Source organism: Microcoleus sp. Aus8_D2 (assembly GCF_036702665.1).
Classification (GTDB): domain Bacteria; phylum Cyanobacteriota; class Cyanobacteriia; order Cyanobacteriales; family Microcoleaceae; genus Microcoleus.
In genome coordinates this window covers 187384-204136 of the sequence record NZ_JAUBUN010000001.1, presented here as the reverse complement: position 1 = coordinate 204136, position 16753 = coordinate 187384, and the positions used below count along the sequence as shown (strand labels likewise).

Below are 16753 nucleotides of genomic sequence, written 5' to 3'. Positions count from 1 at the left end.
CAGTGACTACAACCCAAACTTTAAAATAGAGACTACGCTAAATGTCTTGCCAGCCTATACAGCCCAGACTCTTTTACGCATGACAGCGGCTTATATTTTATCCTTCCTATTTACCCTAGTTTATGCTTATTCAGCTTACCGCTTTCCTCTCGCAGCTAAAATCTTAATTCCCTTACTAGATATTTTGCAATCAATTCCGGTTTTATCCTTTTTGCCCGGAGTAGTTTTAGCGCTAGTTACGTTATTTCCCGGTCAAAGAATCGGCGTAGAACTCGCATCGATCATCTTAATATTTACTGGAATGACTTGGAATATGACCTTTAGTTTCTATCAGTCGCTTTCCGGCATTCCGCAAGAACTGAAAGAAGCTGCTAAAGTTTATCGGCTGAATGCTTGGCAACAATTTTGGACGTTAGAATTGCCCGCTGGTGCGATCGGGCTGGTGTGGAACAGCGTCATGTCAGTGGCTGGTGGCTGGTTCTTTTTGATTGCGATCGAATCTTTTACCTTGGGTGCTAAAAATTTTCATCTACCCGGACTCGGTTCCTATTTGGGCAAGGCAGCCAATGAAGGGAACTTTGGGGCGATCGGCTGGGGTTTAGCAGTATTAATAGGTGTGATTGTGGCGATCGACTTTTCGATCTGGCAGCCTTTGATTGCTTGGGTGGAAAAGTTTAAATATCAAGCCGTAGAAGCGACCAATGTACCGCAGTCCAAGGTGTTGGATTTTTTAAGGCGATCGGCGACGCTGCGGGTGTTGAAGTCGCGAATATCGCCCGTAGGTGACAGTTTCGATCGCGCGCTGGCAAGAGGTTTTGCACCCGCTAATTTACCAACCAGTCCTCGCCCAGAAAGCCGCCTCGGAAATTGGATCAATTGGCTGTTTGTCAGCGGGTTTGCTGCGATCGTCCTTTGGGGAACCTGGGAAGCAGTGCTGCTGTTGCGGTTCCTGAGTGTGTCTGACTGGCAAAAAGTCGTGGGAGGTGCGTTTTTCACAGCTTTGCGAGTCATTTGCGCCCTATTTTTATCGCTGTTGTGGACTGTACCTGTCGGAGTGGCGATCGGTCGAAATCCGCGTTTAGCTCAGATTTTGCAGCCCTTAGTGCAAATAGCCGCTTCTGTACCAGCAACGGCTTTATTTCCCGTATTGCTACTAGCTCTAATTCACGCTGGAGGCGGGTTGCAAATTGGTTCTGTAGCGCTGATGATGTTGGGTACAATGTGGTATTTGCTGTTTAATGTGATTGCGGGCGCTCAAGCCATACCTTCGGAGTTGTTTGAAGCGGCGCAAGTTTACAAACTTTCCCTAATTCAGCGCTGGAAAACTTTAATTTTGCCGGGAATATTCCCTTATTTAATCACAGGAATTATTACGGCGGTTGGCGGAGCTTGGAATGCAAGTATTGTCAGCGAATACGTGCAGTTTAAAGGTGAAATAATTAGAACGAGCGGTTTGGGCGAGACAATTTCTGAAGCAACGGCATCGGGTAATTTTCCTTTACTGTTAGCGGCTACTTCTGTGATGTCGCTGTTGGTTGTATTGACTAACCGTTTGGTGTGGCGCCCGCTTTACCGTTTGGCACAAGAAAAATACCAGTTATTGGTTTAAGTCGGTTGACAGTTGACAGTTGACAGTTGACAGTTGACAGCAAACAGGTTGATAGTGGACAGTTGACAGCAAACAGGTTGACAGTTGATAGTTGACAGCTAGCTGTGAGCGAAGCCGAAGGGTTGAGAGTATACCCATTCTCAAAGGTAATTAGTAATTGGGAATTAGTAATTAGTAATTGGTAATCGGTAATTGGTAAGCTGTTGTGCATTTAAATTGTATATTTCGAGTCCCGATCAAAAATCCTCTCCCCATCGGACGCTCTCGCCCTCTCCCCTTCTCCCTCTCTAATACCATAGGCAATCTAGATGCAACACAGCTTAATTGATAATTGGTAATTGGTAATTGGTGATCGAGCGCGTTGTTCAGAACTCACACTCTGTTGTACTAGACCGAAAACATAATACCAAAAAACTTGGTTTCGACAATACATCTTGGTTTTGGTGGTGCCGCATCTGCCAAAAAATTGGGTTGCTCGCGCCGCCCGTGGAAATCGTAATAACTGCAACCAGTGGTGTCAATAGGCTATAAACTGGATTCAGGAAGGCGTGCAGCACAGGTTGATACCAGTTACCACAAAAATGCAACTGTAGGTCAAGTCCAAATCTGCTGACTTAGTAAGTCATTCGCAATTCTTTAATCCCAAATCCCAAATCTAAAATCTAAAATCTAAAATCTAAAATTGCATGAGGAGGGTCATCAGTGACAGAAAACAATTATCAATCGTCTTCTCAACCCACCTACGCGCGAAAAGAACTGCGGGAATTAGTTCGATCGCAGTTAAAGGCTTTGTTGGAACAAGGAGACTTTCAAGGAGCAAAAGCAATTTTGCAGCCGGTGCAGGAAGCAGACATCGCTGAAGCTATCGAAGGCCTGCCGGAAACCATGCAAGTAATAGCTTTCCGGTTGCTTTCTAAAGACGAAGCGATCGCAGTTTACGAATATCTCGACTCTACCGTTCAGCAGTCCCTCTGCGAAAAATTCAAACGCCAAGAAGTCATCGATATTGTAGACAAAATGTCCCCGGACGATCGAGCTAAACTATTTGACGAACTGCCGGCCATCTTAGTCCGCCGCCTCTTAGGTGAATTGAGCCCAACGGAACGCGAAGCTACGGCCCAACTTTTGGGTTACGAAGCCAGTACCGCCGGCCGGATCATGACCCCGGAATACATTTCTCTCAAAGAAAGCTTTACCGTCGCCCAAGCTTTAGACAGAATTCGCTCTTTGGCTAAAACTACCGAAACTATTTATTCTCTTTACGTCACCGATGCGGCGCGACGGTTGAGTGGCATTTTATCCTTGCGGGATTTGGTCACTTCTCCCCTCGACAAAACTGTCGGCGAAATTATGACTCGCGAGGTAGTTTCTGTTCAAACTGGAACGGATCGAGAAGAAGTAGCTAGGCTGATCCAGCGTTACGATTTTTTAGCCGTGCCCGTTGTAGACCGCGAACAGCGTCTGGTGGGGATAATTACAGTGGACGACGCGATCGACATTTTAGAACAAGAAGCTGATAAAGATATTTATACATTGGGCGGCGTCCAGTCCGGCGGCGACAATTATTTTCAGACAGATTTAATCACCGTTGCTCGCAAAAGGGTGGTGTGGCTGTTTGTTCTGCTGTTAACCAATACTGTCACTGGCACAATTATTAGGGCTCAAGAAGATATTTTGCACCAAGTAGTTGCCCTAGCAGCCTTTATTCCGCTGCTGACGGGCACTGGAGGCAATGTCGGAGCTCAGTCCTCAACTGTGGTAATTCGCGGGTTGAACACTGACGAAATTACAGCCATGGGCCCCTTGCAAGTAATTGTCCGCGAGGGGATGGCAGGAGCGCTGCTAGGAGCTATATTGGGGACGGTAGCGACGGGCTGGGCTTACACTCTGCAAGGGAATTTAGCCGTGGCAATCGCGGTGGGGGTGAGTTTGCTGGCGATCGCAATTTTAGCTTCTCTTGCCGGTTCAGCTCTGCCGTTTCTCTTTCGTTCTTTGGGTTTAGACCCCGCTTTAATGTCAGCTCCTTTTATTACCACCGCAGTTGATGTCCTGGGAGTCTTAATTTATTTCACTTTAGCTCGACTAATTTTGCAAATATAATATATTTAATTAGATGAGTGTCAATAAAAAACTTAATTTGTTGTTCACCAATGCTCAATTCGGGGGCCAAAGCGCTCACACTTTATTTTTACTCACACACTTATACCAGTTTAAAAAAATAATGCAACTTTAGACCCGCGATCCAAACCCTTCTGAAATCAGTCATTCCCCATTCTTCAATCTAAAATCTAAAATCTAAAATCTAAAATCTAAAATCGTATTAACCTATGTCATCATCTAATTCACCAACCAAAATCCAAAATTCCAACTCGAGCAATTTGTTAGAAACTGCTGAATTGGTATCTCTTGCTGCCTCGGCTGTGGGATTGGCTGCTAGTTTGGTTTTGCAGCAGAGCATTTATGTCGAAGTACCTGTGGTGATTTCGCTGGTGTTGAATTTTGTGAACCGCCAGAAGTTGCGCGGCCAAGTTAAAACAAGTACGGCGGCAGTGTTCGATCGCGTAAACCAACAAGCCGCTACTAGCGATCGCGCGATCGAGCAATTGCAACTTGCTGTCAATGCTGTAGACGAAGCTCTTGCTCAAACATCTCGCGAAAATCTCAATGTTGCGCCGGGAGAAAATGCACACTCTCTAATTTCAGCAATTGAGAACCTGCGCCAGCGGATCATAATTTTAGAAAAAACTATTAAAATGATTCAAAGCGAGATCGAAATCACCAGCCGCCAATTCAAACAACGGCCGGAGTTGCAACAAGTCGAAACTTTGACAACAATCATTCTGGATTTGCAGGAATTTATCAACGAACTGCCGCAGTGGGGAAATTTGCAGCAGCGGCAGCTAACAGAACTTCAGCAACAAGTGGATAATGCTTTGGCTCAGCTTACTCAAGAAATTGCTGTGATTCCCAGCCGGGTTGAGGAGGCTGTAGCTAGTCGCGGCGGGGAAATTAACCAACAGTTGGGTTCTGGTTTGAATGCCGAGCAAAAAAATGCCGATCGATCTAAAGCCCAGAATGATAAAATTCGCCAGAAATATCCCAGAGCTTACGTAAAGTGGAGTCGGGAGGAAGACGAGAATTTGCAGAAAGAATATGCAAACTGCCAAGAAATTGGTGAATTAGCTCAGAAATTTCAGCGACAACCTGTTGCTATTCGTTCGCGCTTGCAAAAATTAGGATTGATGGATTCAGTGGACAGTTGACAGTGGACAGTGGACAGTTGGCAGTTGGCAGTTGGCAGTTGGCAGTTGGCAGTTGGCAGTTGACAGTTGACAGTTGGCAGTTGACAGTTGGCAGTGGACAGTTGGCAGTGGACAGTGGACAGTGGACAGTTGATAGACCAATGCCCGATGCCCGATGCCCGATGCCCCATCCCCGATGCCCGATGCCCCATGCCCGATGCCCACCCTTCGACTTCGCGAGCGGGCAAGATGCCCCATCCCCGATGCCCCATGCCCCATGCCCCATGCCCCATGCCCAATAAAAAAGCGATCGCCCTTTTTTTCAAAAGAGCGATCGCTTTATTTATTTATTCAGTACCCGCTGCCAACAGCGGGCCACTAACATCAAATCTCAAGGCTTTTTAGCCTTGGCCTACCTCATTCTAGAAATCTTGCGGTAACAAAGAACTTAAACGCTCCAATAAAGGATCGGACTCCCGACGAGGAGCAACCTCAGCATCAGAAACTACACGATCGTCCGCTACAGACTCAGACTCGATCGGGTGAGGCTCTACTACTTTTGAAACTTGGGCAAAAGAAACTTGAGCAAACTTACTGTTAACACTCCCCTGCAACTGATCCAACTGCGCGCCCAATTGACTCAGGTGATGTTCCAGTCCTTCCAAACGGCTTAATTCCTCAGCAGAAACTTTGCGCTCGAACTCAGCAAATCTGACCGTAAGTTCAGCAATACCCTGTTCCAACCGCTGAGAGCTATCTGTAGAGCTAGCAGACTCAGATACAGACAAAAACTGCCACAAAGCTTGCTTGCAGAGATTGCTGAAAGTCTGATACTTCGTAAAAGCCAACTCTTTTTCAATAGCGGCCAGCAAAGTTTGATCGGCAGCATCTTCTGTAAACGCCACCGAGAAATTCGCCTTATTTTTTGCCCACAGTGCCATAGGGTTCAAGCCTTAATGCGTTACTTTATCGTGGCTAGCTGAGCCTCAGCATAAATAAACTGTCCCAAAGCATTAGCTTTCCGAGAAGGCTGAGCCAAGTGAGCCTTAAGATTGGCGTCTTTCAGCAAAGGTTGGAGTACCTCCCAGAAAAATTCGCCGCCACCGCCAGTCAGAACTACGTCCGTCACCCGTTCCGGCAGCCACTGTACCAAACGTTCGGATAGTTCGTTAGCGAAAGCCTCCCGCAAATCCTTAATAATCGGATCTAAATTAGTCGGCTTAGTCGCTCCTCTAGGACGGTAGAAACGCTGGCCTTCCGGTTTATTCACCCCTTCCAGTAAAGACAGGGATTGAGGGTCTGCCCCCGGAATTTTTGAGGCAACTTGTTCGTAGAATTTGTTCATGGCGAAGGAATCGCTCTTAGAAGCGGCCCGGGCGAACCGGAAACGATCGACCATTAACAAATCAGTAGTTTGGTGTCCGATATCGACAACAGCCACCGACAGTTCCGGTAAATCCGGCGTAAACTCCTTGTTGTCTTGAGCTTCGCACCAAATCAGGCTGCCGAATCCTTCCGGCATCACCCAAACGTGGCGAATGTCAATTTCCAAACGCTCGCCGCGGTACACCACAACGTGGGGAGAGCGGAGTTGGCTGATAATCTCTTCCTTTTCTTTCTCAAACTGATCCTGCGAATAAAAAGGCAAACCCAGCACTACTGCCATTTCGCCCTTCATCTGGAAATATCCTGCACAGGAAAAAACCTTAACCAAAGCATCTACTACTTTCGACTGGTCAGCACCGCCGAGATTAGCGCCAAAGTCCGCAGCCAGTTGGCCGATGGCGTACCCCTTGCCCTGGTGCTCCAGCCACATATCCAACAGAGGGTCTGTTGCTTTTGACTCAAAGCTGCCGCCCCGCACCTTTTCCACGGGCATAGCAGCCACGTTGGCAGGGATAAAAACAACACCGCTCGGGTTGCGACTCACGCAAGCTTTAGTTGCTGTACGACCCAAATCAGCACTAATAATCGATTTGTGAGAAGCGATCTTAGTCTGCTGCGTCAGCATAGCCGAATTAGGAACAAGCTGTCTAGTTGTCATTGAAATGTGTTACCTCACTGAGCCTCACCATTATCATGCCTTATCCCTTGACACTGCCGCGCTTAAAGACAGTGGGTGAAAGCGGCGATGCTTCTAACTCTACCTAGATCGGTATTGAAATCAGCACCAAACATTATATTCGGGACGATCGCCCTTACCGTAACTAACCTAACTTTTTCTCAATCGCCGCGATCGGCCCTGTTGCCCGATCGTGCATTGTTAAGTTAAATTTAGTTAAGATTCTGAGTGTAAACTTTTGTCACACTCCTCCGACACCGCGATCTTACCCGATCAGTCCCCAATTCAAGGCACCCGCATTTATGAAAATTTCTTGGCGAACTATACTACTTTGGACTTTACCCGCCCTAGTCATCGGCTTTTTCTTGTGGCAGGGGGCCTTTGCCCCATCCCCAGCAGAAATGACCAAGAACACCGCCAGCACCCGCCTGAGCTACGGTAGATTCTTAGATTACTTAAACGCCGATCGAGTCACCAGCGTTGACCTTTACGACGGAGGTCGGACGGCGATTGTCGAAGCAATCGATCCCGAACTGGACAATCACGTGCAGCGGTGGCGCGTGGACTTGCCCTCAAATGCCCCGGAACTGGTTTCTCGACTCAGAGACTCCAAAATCAGCTTCGACACTCACCCCCTGCGCAACGACGGCGCTATCTGGGGAGTTTTAGGCAATCTAGTATTTCCCCTACTGTTAGTAGGAGGGCTGTTCTTCCTGTTCCGCCGCGGCGGCAACGTGCCAGGAGGCCCAGGCCAAGCCATGAATTTTGGCAAATCCAAAGCACGCTTTCAAATGGAAGCTAAAACAGGCGTACTGTTCGACGACGTAGCAGGCGTGGAAGAAGCCAAAGAAGAACTCGCCGAAGTCGTGACTTTCCTCAAAAAACCCGAACGCTTCACCGCAGTCGGGGCCAAGATTCCCAAAGGCGTACTGCTAGTGGGCCCTCCGGGAACAGGCAAAACCATGCTGGCAAAAGCGATCGCAGGCGAAGCCGCCGTCCCTTTCTTCAGCATCTCCGGTTCCGAATTTGTGGAAATGTTCGTCGGTGTCGGCGCATCCCGCGTCCGCGACTTGTTCAAGAAAGCTAAAGAAAATGCTCCTTGTATCATCTTTATTGATGAAATCGATGCAGTCGGCCGCCAGCGCGGCGCCGGTATCGGCGGCGGTAACGACGAACGGGAACAAACCCTGAACCAGTTGCTGACCGAAATGGACGGTTTTGAAGGCAATACTGGCATCATCATCATTGCTGCCACAAACCGCCCTGACGTTCTCGACTCGGCTTTGCTGCGTCCGGGTCGTTTTGACCGCCAAGTTAGCGTAGATACGCCGGATATCAAAGGCAGATTGTCCATTCTTGAAGTTCACGCGCGCAACAAGAAGCTGTCTGAGGAGATTTCTTTGGATGCGATCGCCCGCCGCACTCCTGGTTTTACCGGCGCGGATTTGGCTAACTTGCTCAATGAAGCTGCTATTTTAACAGCAAGACGCCGCAAAGAAGCGATTACGATGCTCGAAATTGACGATGCAGTCGATCGCGTCGTCGCAGGTATGGAAGGCACACCGCTGGTGGACAGCAAGAGCAAACGCTTGATTGCTTACCACGAAATCGGCCACGCGATCGTCGGTACAGTCATTCAAGCCCACGATCCCGTGCAAAAAGTTACCTTAGTTCCTCGCGGACAAGCCCGCGGCTTGACTTGGTTCATGCCCAGCGAAGACCAAGGTTTGATTTCAAGATCGCAAATTTTAGCACGGATTAGCGGTGCTTTGGGCGGCCGCGCAGCCGAAGAAGTAGTTTTCGGCGATGCTGAAGTAACCACCGGTGCCGGCAACGACTTACAGCAAGTCAGCGGTATGGCGCGCCAAATGGTAACTCGCTACGGGATGTCTACCTTGGGCCCGATCGCCCTGGAAGCTCAACAAAGCGAAATTTTCCTCGGCCGCGACTACACCGCGCGATCGGAATATTCCGAAGAAATCGCCTCTCGCATTGACGGACAAGTTCGATCGATTGTCGATCGTTGTTACGAAGATGCGCGCCGAATTATTCGCGAAAATCGTACCGTGGTCGATCGTTTAGTCGATTTGCTGATCGAAAAAGAAACCATCGACGGCGAAGAGTTGCGCCTAATCGTCTCTGAATACACTTTTGTTCCTGAAAAAGAACAATACGTTCCTCAGCTTTAAAAAGTCAGGGCGAATATTCAGCGAATATTCAGCGAATATTTAGGGCGAATAGAATTCGCGACTACACAAACAAAGTCCGCCTCCGCGGACTGAAGAAAATCAACCCGCCTGACAGCGGGTTTTGTCTGTGTAGAAGCGGTTTCAACCGCCGAATTTATTTCGATATCGTGTCCGGTTGATCGATCGCGATAAGATTCGTTTGTAGTGCGTCCTGGCGTCCGCGATTTGAGAGCGGCCGCCAGGACGCACTACGAACCCTTTTTTGTTATGGTAATCGAACGGCCATGCTATGAAATAGCCACCGCAGATCGACTCCAATTAACGCAGATGAAGACAAAGATTGCCATACATAAAATCAATAATTTGTCAAGTTTTTTTCTAGCTAGTTTGATTTTTGTTTCCGTGAATACTTTGAGCGCCCGCGCCGAAAAATTAAGATGTTTTGTAGATATTTGCATCGAACCCAGCAGCGTTAAATCAAGTAAATCGGATTTTCCCGGTGCTCCGTCTTATCCAGTTAGAACTATTTTAGGGACTCAGCAATTTAGTAACGAGAAAATGCTGGCGCAGATGGAAGTTAACTGCCGACAGCGAGAGTTTAGAACTGTCCGAGTTAGCCAAGATGGCGAAAATTGGTCGAATTTCGATCCCAGATGGACTTTGGTCGATCGCAACTCATCTTTGTCTCGGATGGTTGACTATACTTGTAAATTGGCGATCGAATAAGCTTAAAATGTCGATCGAGTTATTGTAATTATTGTAGGGTGCGTCAGGGGCTGAATATTTTGACAACCTACTCAAAAATTATCCCCCCTGACGCACCCTACGGTTAGTTAAGCGCGCACTTCGCTCGCCGAACACCTCCGGCGGACTGAAGAAATTCAACCTGCCTTACAGCGGGTTTTGTCTGTTTGGTGTGCGATTTTAACCGCTGAGTTGATTTTTGAGAGAGCAACCGCAGATGAACGCAAATTAACGCAGATGAAAACTCGATTTACAGAACATAAAATTAATAACTTGTCAAGCTTTTTTCTAGCTACTTGGATTTTTGTTTCCGTCAATACTTTGAGCGCCCGCGCCGAAAAATTAAGATGTTTTGTAGATATTTGCATCGACCCCGAAAAATTAAGATGTTTTGCATATATTTGCATCGATCCCAGCAGCGTAAAATTAAGCAAATCTGATATTCCCGGTGTTCCCTATTATCCCGTTAGAACTATTTTAGGAACTCAGCAGTCTAGTTACCAGAAAATGTTCGTGCAAATGGAATTCAACTGCAAGCAGCGACAGTTTAGAATTGTCAGGGCTATCAAATATGGCCGAAATTGGTCGGATTTTGATCCGAGATGGACTTTAATTACTCCTAACTCCCCTTTTTCAAGGCTGGTTGACTATACTTGTAAATTGGCGATCGAATAAGCTTAAAATGGCGATCGAGTTATTGTAATTATTGTAGGGTGCCTCAGGGGCTGAATATTTTGACAACCTACTCAAAAATTATCCCCCCTGACGCACCCTACGGTTAGTTAACCGCGCACTTGTAGGCGCAATCCCCCCCTGAAGAGATCCTCAATCTAAAATCTCAATCTAAAATCTAAAATCTAAAATCTAAAATCGAATGACCCACCCCAGCGAATACCGGCAAAGGCGCGAACAATTAATGGCTAAAATTGGCAGCGGGACGGCGATATTTCGCAGCGCGCCCGCAGCCGTCATGCACAACGATGTTGAATACGCCTACCGACAAGATAGCGATTTTTTCTATTTAACCGGTTTCAACGAAGCTGCGGCGGTAGCAGTGCTCGCCCCGCACCACGAAGAACACAAATTTGTGTTGTTCGTGCAGCCAAAAGACTTGGAAAAAGAAACTTGGCACGGTTATCGCGCTGGAGTTGAAGGTGCTAAGGAGTTGTACGGTGCCGATGAAGCGTTTCCTATCGCCGAACTTGCCGAAAAACTGCCGAAATATTTAGAAAAAGCCGATCGCATATACTATCACTTCGGGCGCGATCGCACATTCGACCAAACAGTCCTCAACCACTGGCAAAGCTTGATGCGCACTTACCCCAAACGCGGTACAGGCCCCACTGCGATCGAAGATTCCAACATCATATTACACCCGATGCGGCTGGTGAAAAGCCAAACAGAATTAGCATTAATGCGCAAAGCAGCTAATATCTCAGTGACCGCCCACAACCGCGCCCGAGAATTCGCCAAACCGGGCAGGTACGAATACGAAATTCAAGCAGAAATAGAACATATTTTTGGCATGAATGGCGGCACTCCCGCTTATCCTTCAATTGTGGCATCCGGTAACAATGCCTGCGTCCTCCACTACATCGAAAACAACCGCCAAATGCAGGAAAACGACTTGCTGCTAATAGATGCCGGTTGTGCTTGCAGCTACTACAACGCCGATATTACTCGCACCTTTCCCGTCAACGGCAAATTCACCGCCGAACAACAGATAATTTACGACTTAGTTTTGCAAGCACAATTGCAGGCAATTAGTCAAGTATATCCGGGAAATCCTTACAGCAAAATTCACGAAACAGCCGTGCGCGTTTTGGTAGAAGGTTTAATGGATTTAAAACTTTTGGTCGGTGACATTGAAGAGATAATTAAAGAGGAGAAATACAAGCCGTTTTATATGCACCGCACTGGTCACTGGCTGGGATTGGACGTGCACGATGTCGGCGTTTATCAGTACGGCGAAAATCCGCAACTTTTGCAGGCAGGACAGGTGCTGACGGTGGAACCGGGGATTTATATTTCTCCTTATATTAAACCCGTTGAAGGACAGCCGGAGGTTCCTGAAAAATGGCGCGGTATTGGTGTGAGAATTGAAGATGATGTTTTGGTGACATTTGACAGTCATGAAGTCTTGACGGCGGGAGTTCCTAAATGAAGGAATTCGTCAGTAGTCAGTAGTCAGTAGTTAGTAGTCAGCAGTCAGTAGTTAGTAGTCAGCAGTCAGCAGTCAGCAGTCAGTAGTCAGCAGTCAGCAGTCATCAGGAAGAAGGAAAGTAATCACACTCTTGGACTCATAACCGGCGTTGTGTAGGGTGCGCACTGCGCACTGCTATAATTCGCGATTCCTACCTTTTTTTGGCGTTAGTCGTATTAATGCTAAGCTGGACAAAACTCAAGTCCGCAACTGCAAAAAAAAAGAGCCATATCATTTGAGATTAAATAATTGAGAATGACTTATTTTGTATGGGTTGAGAGCTGGCCTACAGTTGCATTTGTTTGGGAACTGGTATAAGGTGCTCCCCAGTTGTCTTATCCATTACCCATTACCCATTACCAATTAGCACTTTGTACCTCACTCATTTGAGTATTACTATATGTGTATTGATCCCACAAAGATCGATCGACCTCTCGAAAGCTGCGAAGCATTAGTCGCAGAGCAAAGCGCAAAAATTCTGCAACTCGAACAGGATTTGCAGCAGCAGAGAGAATTGTGCCAGAAATTAGCAGCACAACTCAAAGCAGTCGAGAAGGCCGGCTTTTCGGGTTCCGCAACTGAATTGCAGATCGCCGACGACGATCGCGCTCAGTTAATCGCATCTCTGGAAAAAAGCCAGGAAATGTACCGAACTCTGATCAAACATTATCCGAATGGCTCGGTATTTTTGTTCGATCGCGATTTGCGCTATACTCTGGTTGACGGTCAAGGTTTGGCAGTAGTTGGTTTGTCCAAAGAATTGTTGGAAGGCCAAACATTGTGGGAAGTATCGCCCCCAGAAGATTTGCAACTTTTTGAGACCAAATATCGCGCGGCTTTAGCAGGAGAAGAGAATAATTTTGAATATAAATACCGCGATCGATTTTATTCAACAACAATTTCTCCGGTCAAAAACGACCGAGAAGAAATTTTTGCAGGCATGGTAGTTACTCAAGATATTAGCGAAAGAAAGCAGGCAGAATTCGCGCTGCGACGGCTGAAAAATGAACTAGAAATAAAATATCACAAACGTAGTGAAGATTTAAGAATAGCTAACCAACAATTGCGGGAAGAAATTATCGACCGCTGGCGCACCGAAGAATTTTTACGGGAAAGCCAGCAACAGCTAGAATTGTTTTTCTCTCAATCTTTAAATGGTTTTTTCTTTATGATGCTGGAGGAGCCAGTGCACTGGGACGATACCGCTGACAAAGAAAAAGTCTTGGATTACGTATTTGCTAGCGGGCGGGTAACGAAGGCAAACGATGCTTTGATATCTCAATACGGAGCTACTAGGGAAGAGTTTATTGGCGTGACGCTTAACTCTTTATTGTCCCACAACTTGGCTGGTGGCAGAGAAATTATCAGGCAATTTTTTGATGCTGGCAGAATTCACATCGAAAATGACAATCGCAAGTTTGATGGTGAGCTAATTTGGGTGGAAGGCGATTATATTTGCATTGACGATTCCCAGGGCAGAATTGTCGGGTATTTTGGCGTGCAGCGCGATATTAGCGATCGCAAAAAAGCAGAAGCTGCCCTTAGAGATAGCGAAGAACGTTTTCGCGCAACCGTCGAACAAGCAGCAGTCGGCATTACCCACTGCGACAAAAATGGCCGCTATTTGCGAGTCAACCAAAAGTTTTGCAATATTTTAGGGTATACTGCCGAAGAATTGCTGGGCCGAACTTGGATGGATGTCACTTACCGTGAAGATCTAGATTCAGACTTGGCAAAAAATCACAGGTTGTTTGCTAGGGAAGTTGATTGTTTCAATATGGAAAAACGCTTGGTTTGTCAAGACGGTTCTTTAATTTGGGTAAATATCACTGTTTCCCTAGTCGAAGAACCGTTGAGCGGAGCAGTTTACAACATAGCAGTCATCGAAGATATCAGCGATCGCAAACAAGCCGAAGCAGCACTCAAGGAAAGCGAAGAAAGGTTCCGACAGCTAGCCGAAAATATTGAAAGCGTGTTTTGGATGGTAGACGTTCAACCGCAGAAAATGGTTTATATCAGTCCGGGTTACGCAAAAATCTGGGGGAGAAGCTGCGATGATTTGTATGCTTCCGGGCGCTTTTGTGCAGATTCTATCCATCCGGAAGACCGAACTCGCGTGATGGCTACCTTCACTCAAAAAAATTTAGCTGAAAACGAGATAGAATATCGAATTGTCAGGCCGGATGGTGAAACTCGCTGGATTCGCGATCGGGCTTTTCCGATTAGAAATCAAGCTGGTGAAGTTTATCGTGTTGTTGGTATTGCAGAAGATATCAGCGATCGCAAACAGGCAGAAAAAGCGATCCGTGAAAGTGAAGAACGCTTCCGCCAGCTAGCAGAAAATATCCAAGATTCCTTCTGGCTACTTTCTGTTGAATTGACCGATGTACTTTACATAAGTCCAGCTTACGAACAAATCTGGGGGCGCAGTCGCGAAGAATTGTATGCCGATCCATTAAGATGGATGGAGTTGGTGCATCCAGAAGATAAATACCTTTTGCAAGAGGCAATTCCGCGAGTATTGCAGGGCGAGTCTACCAGCACCGAATATCGGATTTTTCTGCCAGACGGCACAATTCGCTGGCTGTGCGATCGAGCTTTTCCTATTTACGACGAATCGGGCAAAATTTACAGGCTCGCGGGTATTTGCGAAGATATTAGCGATCGCAAATTGACCGAGGCCCGCATCCAAGCAGCACTCCGCGAAAAAGAAGTATTGCTCAAAGAAATTCACCACCGAGTTAAAAATAATATGCAGGTTGTTTCCAGCCTGCTGCAACTTCAATCTCAATACATTGAAGACGAACCGACACTAGCTTTATTTGAAGAAAGCCAGACACGCATCCATTCAATGGCTCTGATTCACGAGCAACTTTATCAATCCGAACATCTCGATCGGATCGACCTCCCTCCCTACGTCGAAAACTTGGTTGCTAATTTGTATCAATCTTTTGGTTGCGGCAACACTTCCATTCAATTTAATTTAAATCTTGACCCCATTTATTTAAACATAGAAACAGCAATTCCTTGCGGTTTAATTATTAACGAACTGGTTTCTAATTCCTTAAAATATGCTTTTGACCAAAGTTTAGCAGGTGAAATTAATATTAATTTTCATGAAGTAATTCCTCAGCAGTTTCACTTAACTATTCAAGACAACGGCAGCGGATTTCCGGCGGACTTTGATGTGGAAACTACCGAAACATTAGGATTGCGATTAGTGCGGATGTTGACTCAGCAATTAGAGGGAACTCTTGTAATTGACAGTGAGTGCGGAACTTGTTACCATATTACTTTCCTTGAGTTAAATTATCGGCGTCGCATTTAAGAAAAAAATATGAACCCTATAAAAGTTTTGGTTGTAGAAGACGAAATTATTGTGGCCCAGGACATAGCAGGTAGATTAAAAAGACTGGGTTATGCAGTAACAGCTACAGTTGCTTCAGGGGAAGAAGCTATTGAAAAAGTAGCCGAAAATCCGCCAGACATAGTGCTGATGGATATCGTGCTTAAAGGTGACATGGACGGCGTAACAGCAGCCGAACAAATCAGAACCAAAATTGATGTACCAACAGTATTTTTAACAGCTTATGCCGACGAGAAAACTCTGCAAAGAGCGAAACTTACAGATCCCTTCGGTTACATTATCAAACCATTTCAACAAAATGATTTGCGGGTGGCGATCGAGATTGCTCTGCACAGACACGAAATCGAGGCCAAAATGCGAGCAGCTCTCAAAGCTGAGGAAGCAGCCAGAGAGTCGGTGGAAGAAAAATCGCAGCGCCAAAACCAGTATATATCAATGGCTGCCCACGAATTGCGCAACCCGCTGAATGCGATTTTAATCTCTGCGGAGATCCTAGAGTTCGATCGCACTCGCAGCAGTGACGAATCCCAAGTCAAAACCCTGCGCTTAGTGCACTCAGCTACCCAAAAGATGAACCAGCTAATAGACGATATGCTGTTCATGGGGCGAGCAGAAGCAGGCAAACTCAAATGCCATCCATTACCGATAAATTTAGTTGAATTTTGTCAAGACTTGCTGGCTCAATTGCAGTTAGGAAATGAAGCAAAGCACAAACTAACATTAATCCCGTCAGGCGTTACCAGCGCGATGTTAGATCAACAATTGCTGCACTGCATTATTTCTAACTTAATTGTCAACGCTATCAAATATTCCCCAAACGGCGGGAAAGTCACCTTAGAATTGGAATACAGTCAAGCAGGTGAGGGAGGCAAAGAACCTATATTCTGTTTGTCTCCTCAGTGTTTGTTTCCCAATTCCAAATTTACAAATATGAACTCTCCCTTACTAATTATGCGCATCCGAGACGAAGGTATGGGCATCCCAGAAACTGAAGTAGGGAAAATATTTGAAATGTTTTACCGCTGCAAGAATACTGGAAAGATTAAAGGTAACGGTTTGGGCTTAACTATTGTTAAAAAAGCTGTGGATTTGCAAGGAGGTGCGATCGCCTGCGAAAGCCAAATCGGCGTTGGCACTACCTTTACAGTCGCGCTTCCTTATGTGGCTCTTCCCTGCAAAAATCAGAGATAAGACGGCGGTTGAAACCGCGTAAGCGTCAAACTCTCACCTGACGGGAGCAGGTTGAAGAATAACAGATGCAGACGGCGGTTGAAACCGCGTAAGCGTCAAACTCTCACCTGACGGGAGCAGGTTGAAGAATAACAGATGCAGACGGC

The 16753-nt window shown here is 46.5% G+C and carries 12 protein-coding genes; 9 read left to right on the top strand and 3 right to left on the bottom strand.

Annotated features, from left to right (window positions below; all coding sequences use genetic code 11):
• Positions 1-79: 79 nt before the first annotated feature.
• From QUB64_RS00880 to QUB64_RS00870, 3 genes are all read left to right on the top strand, one after another.
• Entirely contained in the window at positions 80-1609 is a 1530-nt protein-coding gene (locus QUB64_RS00880) for an ABC transporter permease (protein WP_333268983.1), read from the top strand.
• A 702-nt stretch (positions 1610-2311) separates the two neighbouring features.
• Complete coding sequence (gene mgtE, locus QUB64_RS00875; protein ID WP_333268982.1) at positions 2312-3709, top strand: magnesium transporter; 1398 nt, start codon at positions 2312-2314, stop codon at positions 3707-3709.
• Between the two features lie 227 nt (positions 3710-3936).
• Positions 3937-4872 carry a hypothetical protein gene (locus tag QUB64_RS00870; RefSeq protein WP_333268981.1) on the top strand — a complete coding sequence of 312 codons (936 nt, stop codon included), beginning with the start codon at positions 3937-3939 and terminating at the stop codon, positions 4870-4872.
• Here QUB64_RS00870 and QUB64_RS00865 read toward each other — a convergent pair.
• The 3 genes from QUB64_RS00865 to QUB64_RS00855 form a co-directional block, all read right to left on the bottom strand.
• Positions 4803-5177, bottom strand: a complete 375-nt coding sequence (locus QUB64_RS00865) for a hypothetical protein (RefSeq protein ID WP_333268980.1) — start codon at positions 5175-5177, stop codon at positions 4803-4805. The genes QUB64_RS00870 and QUB64_RS00865 overlap by 70 nt on opposite strands.
• 96 nt (positions 5178-5273) lie before the next feature.
• Positions 5274-5792: a hypothetical protein gene (locus QUB64_RS00860; RefSeq protein WP_333268979.1), complete on the bottom strand. Its 519-nt coding sequence runs from the start codon at positions 5790-5792 to the stop codon at positions 5274-5276.
• 20 nt (positions 5793-5812) lie between these two features.
• Complete coding sequence (locus QUB64_RS00855; RefSeq protein ID WP_333268978.1) at positions 5813-6895, bottom strand: ParM/StbA family protein; 1083 nt, start codon at positions 6893-6895, stop codon at positions 5813-5815.
• A 320-nt stretch (positions 6896-7215) separates the two neighbouring features.
• Here QUB64_RS00855 and ftsH2 point away from each other — a divergent pair, with 320 nt between their 5' ends.
• The 6 genes from ftsH2 to QUB64_RS00825 all read left to right on the top strand — a co-directional run bounded on the left by ftsH2 (position 7216) and on the right by QUB64_RS00825 (position 16607).
• Complete coding sequence (gene ftsH2, locus QUB64_RS00850; RefSeq protein ID WP_333268977.1) at positions 7216-9102, top strand: ATP-dependent zinc metalloprotease FtsH2; 1887 nt, start codon at positions 7216-7218, stop codon at positions 9100-9102.
• Positions 9103-9429: 327 nt separating this feature from the next.
• A complete protein-coding gene (locus tag QUB64_RS00845) occupies positions 9430-9828 on the top strand; it encodes a hypothetical protein (RefSeq protein ID WP_333268976.1) in 399 nt (132 codons plus the stop codon).
• A gap of 255 nt (positions 9829-10083) precedes the next feature.
• Positions 10084-10521 carry a surface-adhesin E family protein gene (locus tag QUB64_RS00840; RefSeq protein ID WP_333268975.1) on the top strand — a complete coding sequence of 146 codons (438 nt, stop codon included), beginning with the start codon at positions 10084-10086 and terminating at the stop codon, positions 10519-10521.
• Positions 10522-10720: 199 nt separating this feature from the next.
• Positions 10721-12010 (top strand): aminopeptidase P N-terminal domain-containing protein, encoded by a 1290-nt coding sequence (locus QUB64_RS00835; RefSeq protein WP_333268974.1) that lies wholly within the window; start codon positions 10721-10723, stop codon positions 12008-12010.
• A 439-nt stretch (positions 12011-12449) separates the two neighbouring features.
• The gene (locus QUB64_RS00830; RefSeq protein ID WP_333268973.1) at positions 12450-15377 is read left to right on the top strand and encodes a PAS domain S-box protein; all 2928 of its coding nucleotides are present in this window, start codon (positions 12450-12452) and stop codon (positions 15375-15377) included.
• Positions 15378-15386: 9 nt separating this feature from the next.
• The gene (locus QUB64_RS00825) at positions 15387-16607 is read left to right on the top strand and encodes a hybrid sensor histidine kinase/response regulator (protein WP_333268972.1); all 1221 of its coding nucleotides are present in this window, start codon (positions 15387-15389) and stop codon (positions 16605-16607) included.
• Positions 16608-16753 lie beyond the last annotated feature (146 nt).

What these genes read in the sequence shown, in the direction of transcription:
- ftsH2 (WP_333268977.1), top strand. Translation starts at nt 7,216, where the DNA reads ATGAAAATTTCTTGGCGAACTATACTACTTTGGACTTTACCCGCCCTA.
- QUB64_RS00870 (WP_333268981.1), top strand. Translation starts at nt 3,937, where the DNA reads ATGTCATCATCTAATTCACCAACCAAAATCCAAAATTCCAACTCGAGC.
- QUB64_RS00825 (WP_333268972.1), top strand. Translation starts at nt 15,387, where the DNA reads ATGAACCCTATAAAAGTTTTGGTTGTAGAAGACGAAATTATTGTGGCC.
- QUB64_RS00830 (WP_333268973.1), top strand. Translation starts at nt 12,450, where the DNA reads ATGTGTATTGATCCCACAAAGATCGATCGACCTCTCGAAAGCTGCGAA.
- QUB64_RS00840 (WP_333268975.1), top strand. Translation starts at nt 10,084, where the DNA reads ATGAAAACTCGATTTACAGAACATAAAATTAATAACTTGTCAAGCTTT.
- QUB64_RS00880 (WP_333268983.1), top strand. Translation starts at nt 80, where the DNA reads ATGACAGCGGCTTATATTTTATCCTTCCTATTTACCCTAGTTTATGCT.
- QUB64_RS00860 (WP_333268979.1), bottom strand. Translation starts at nt 5,792, where the DNA reads ATGGCACTGTGGGCAAAAAATAAGGCGAATTTCTCGGTGGCGTTTACA.
- QUB64_RS00845 (WP_333268976.1), top strand. Translation starts at nt 9,430, where the DNA reads ATGAAGACAAAGATTGCCATACATAAAATCAATAATTTGTCAAGTTTT.
- QUB64_RS00835 (WP_333268974.1), top strand. Translation starts at nt 10,721, where the DNA reads ATGACCCACCCCAGCGAATACCGGCAAAGGCGCGAACAATTAATGGCT.
- QUB64_RS00855 (WP_333268978.1), bottom strand. Translation starts at nt 6,895, where the DNA reads ATGACAACTAGACAGCTTGTTCCTAATTCGGCTATGCTGACGCAGCAG.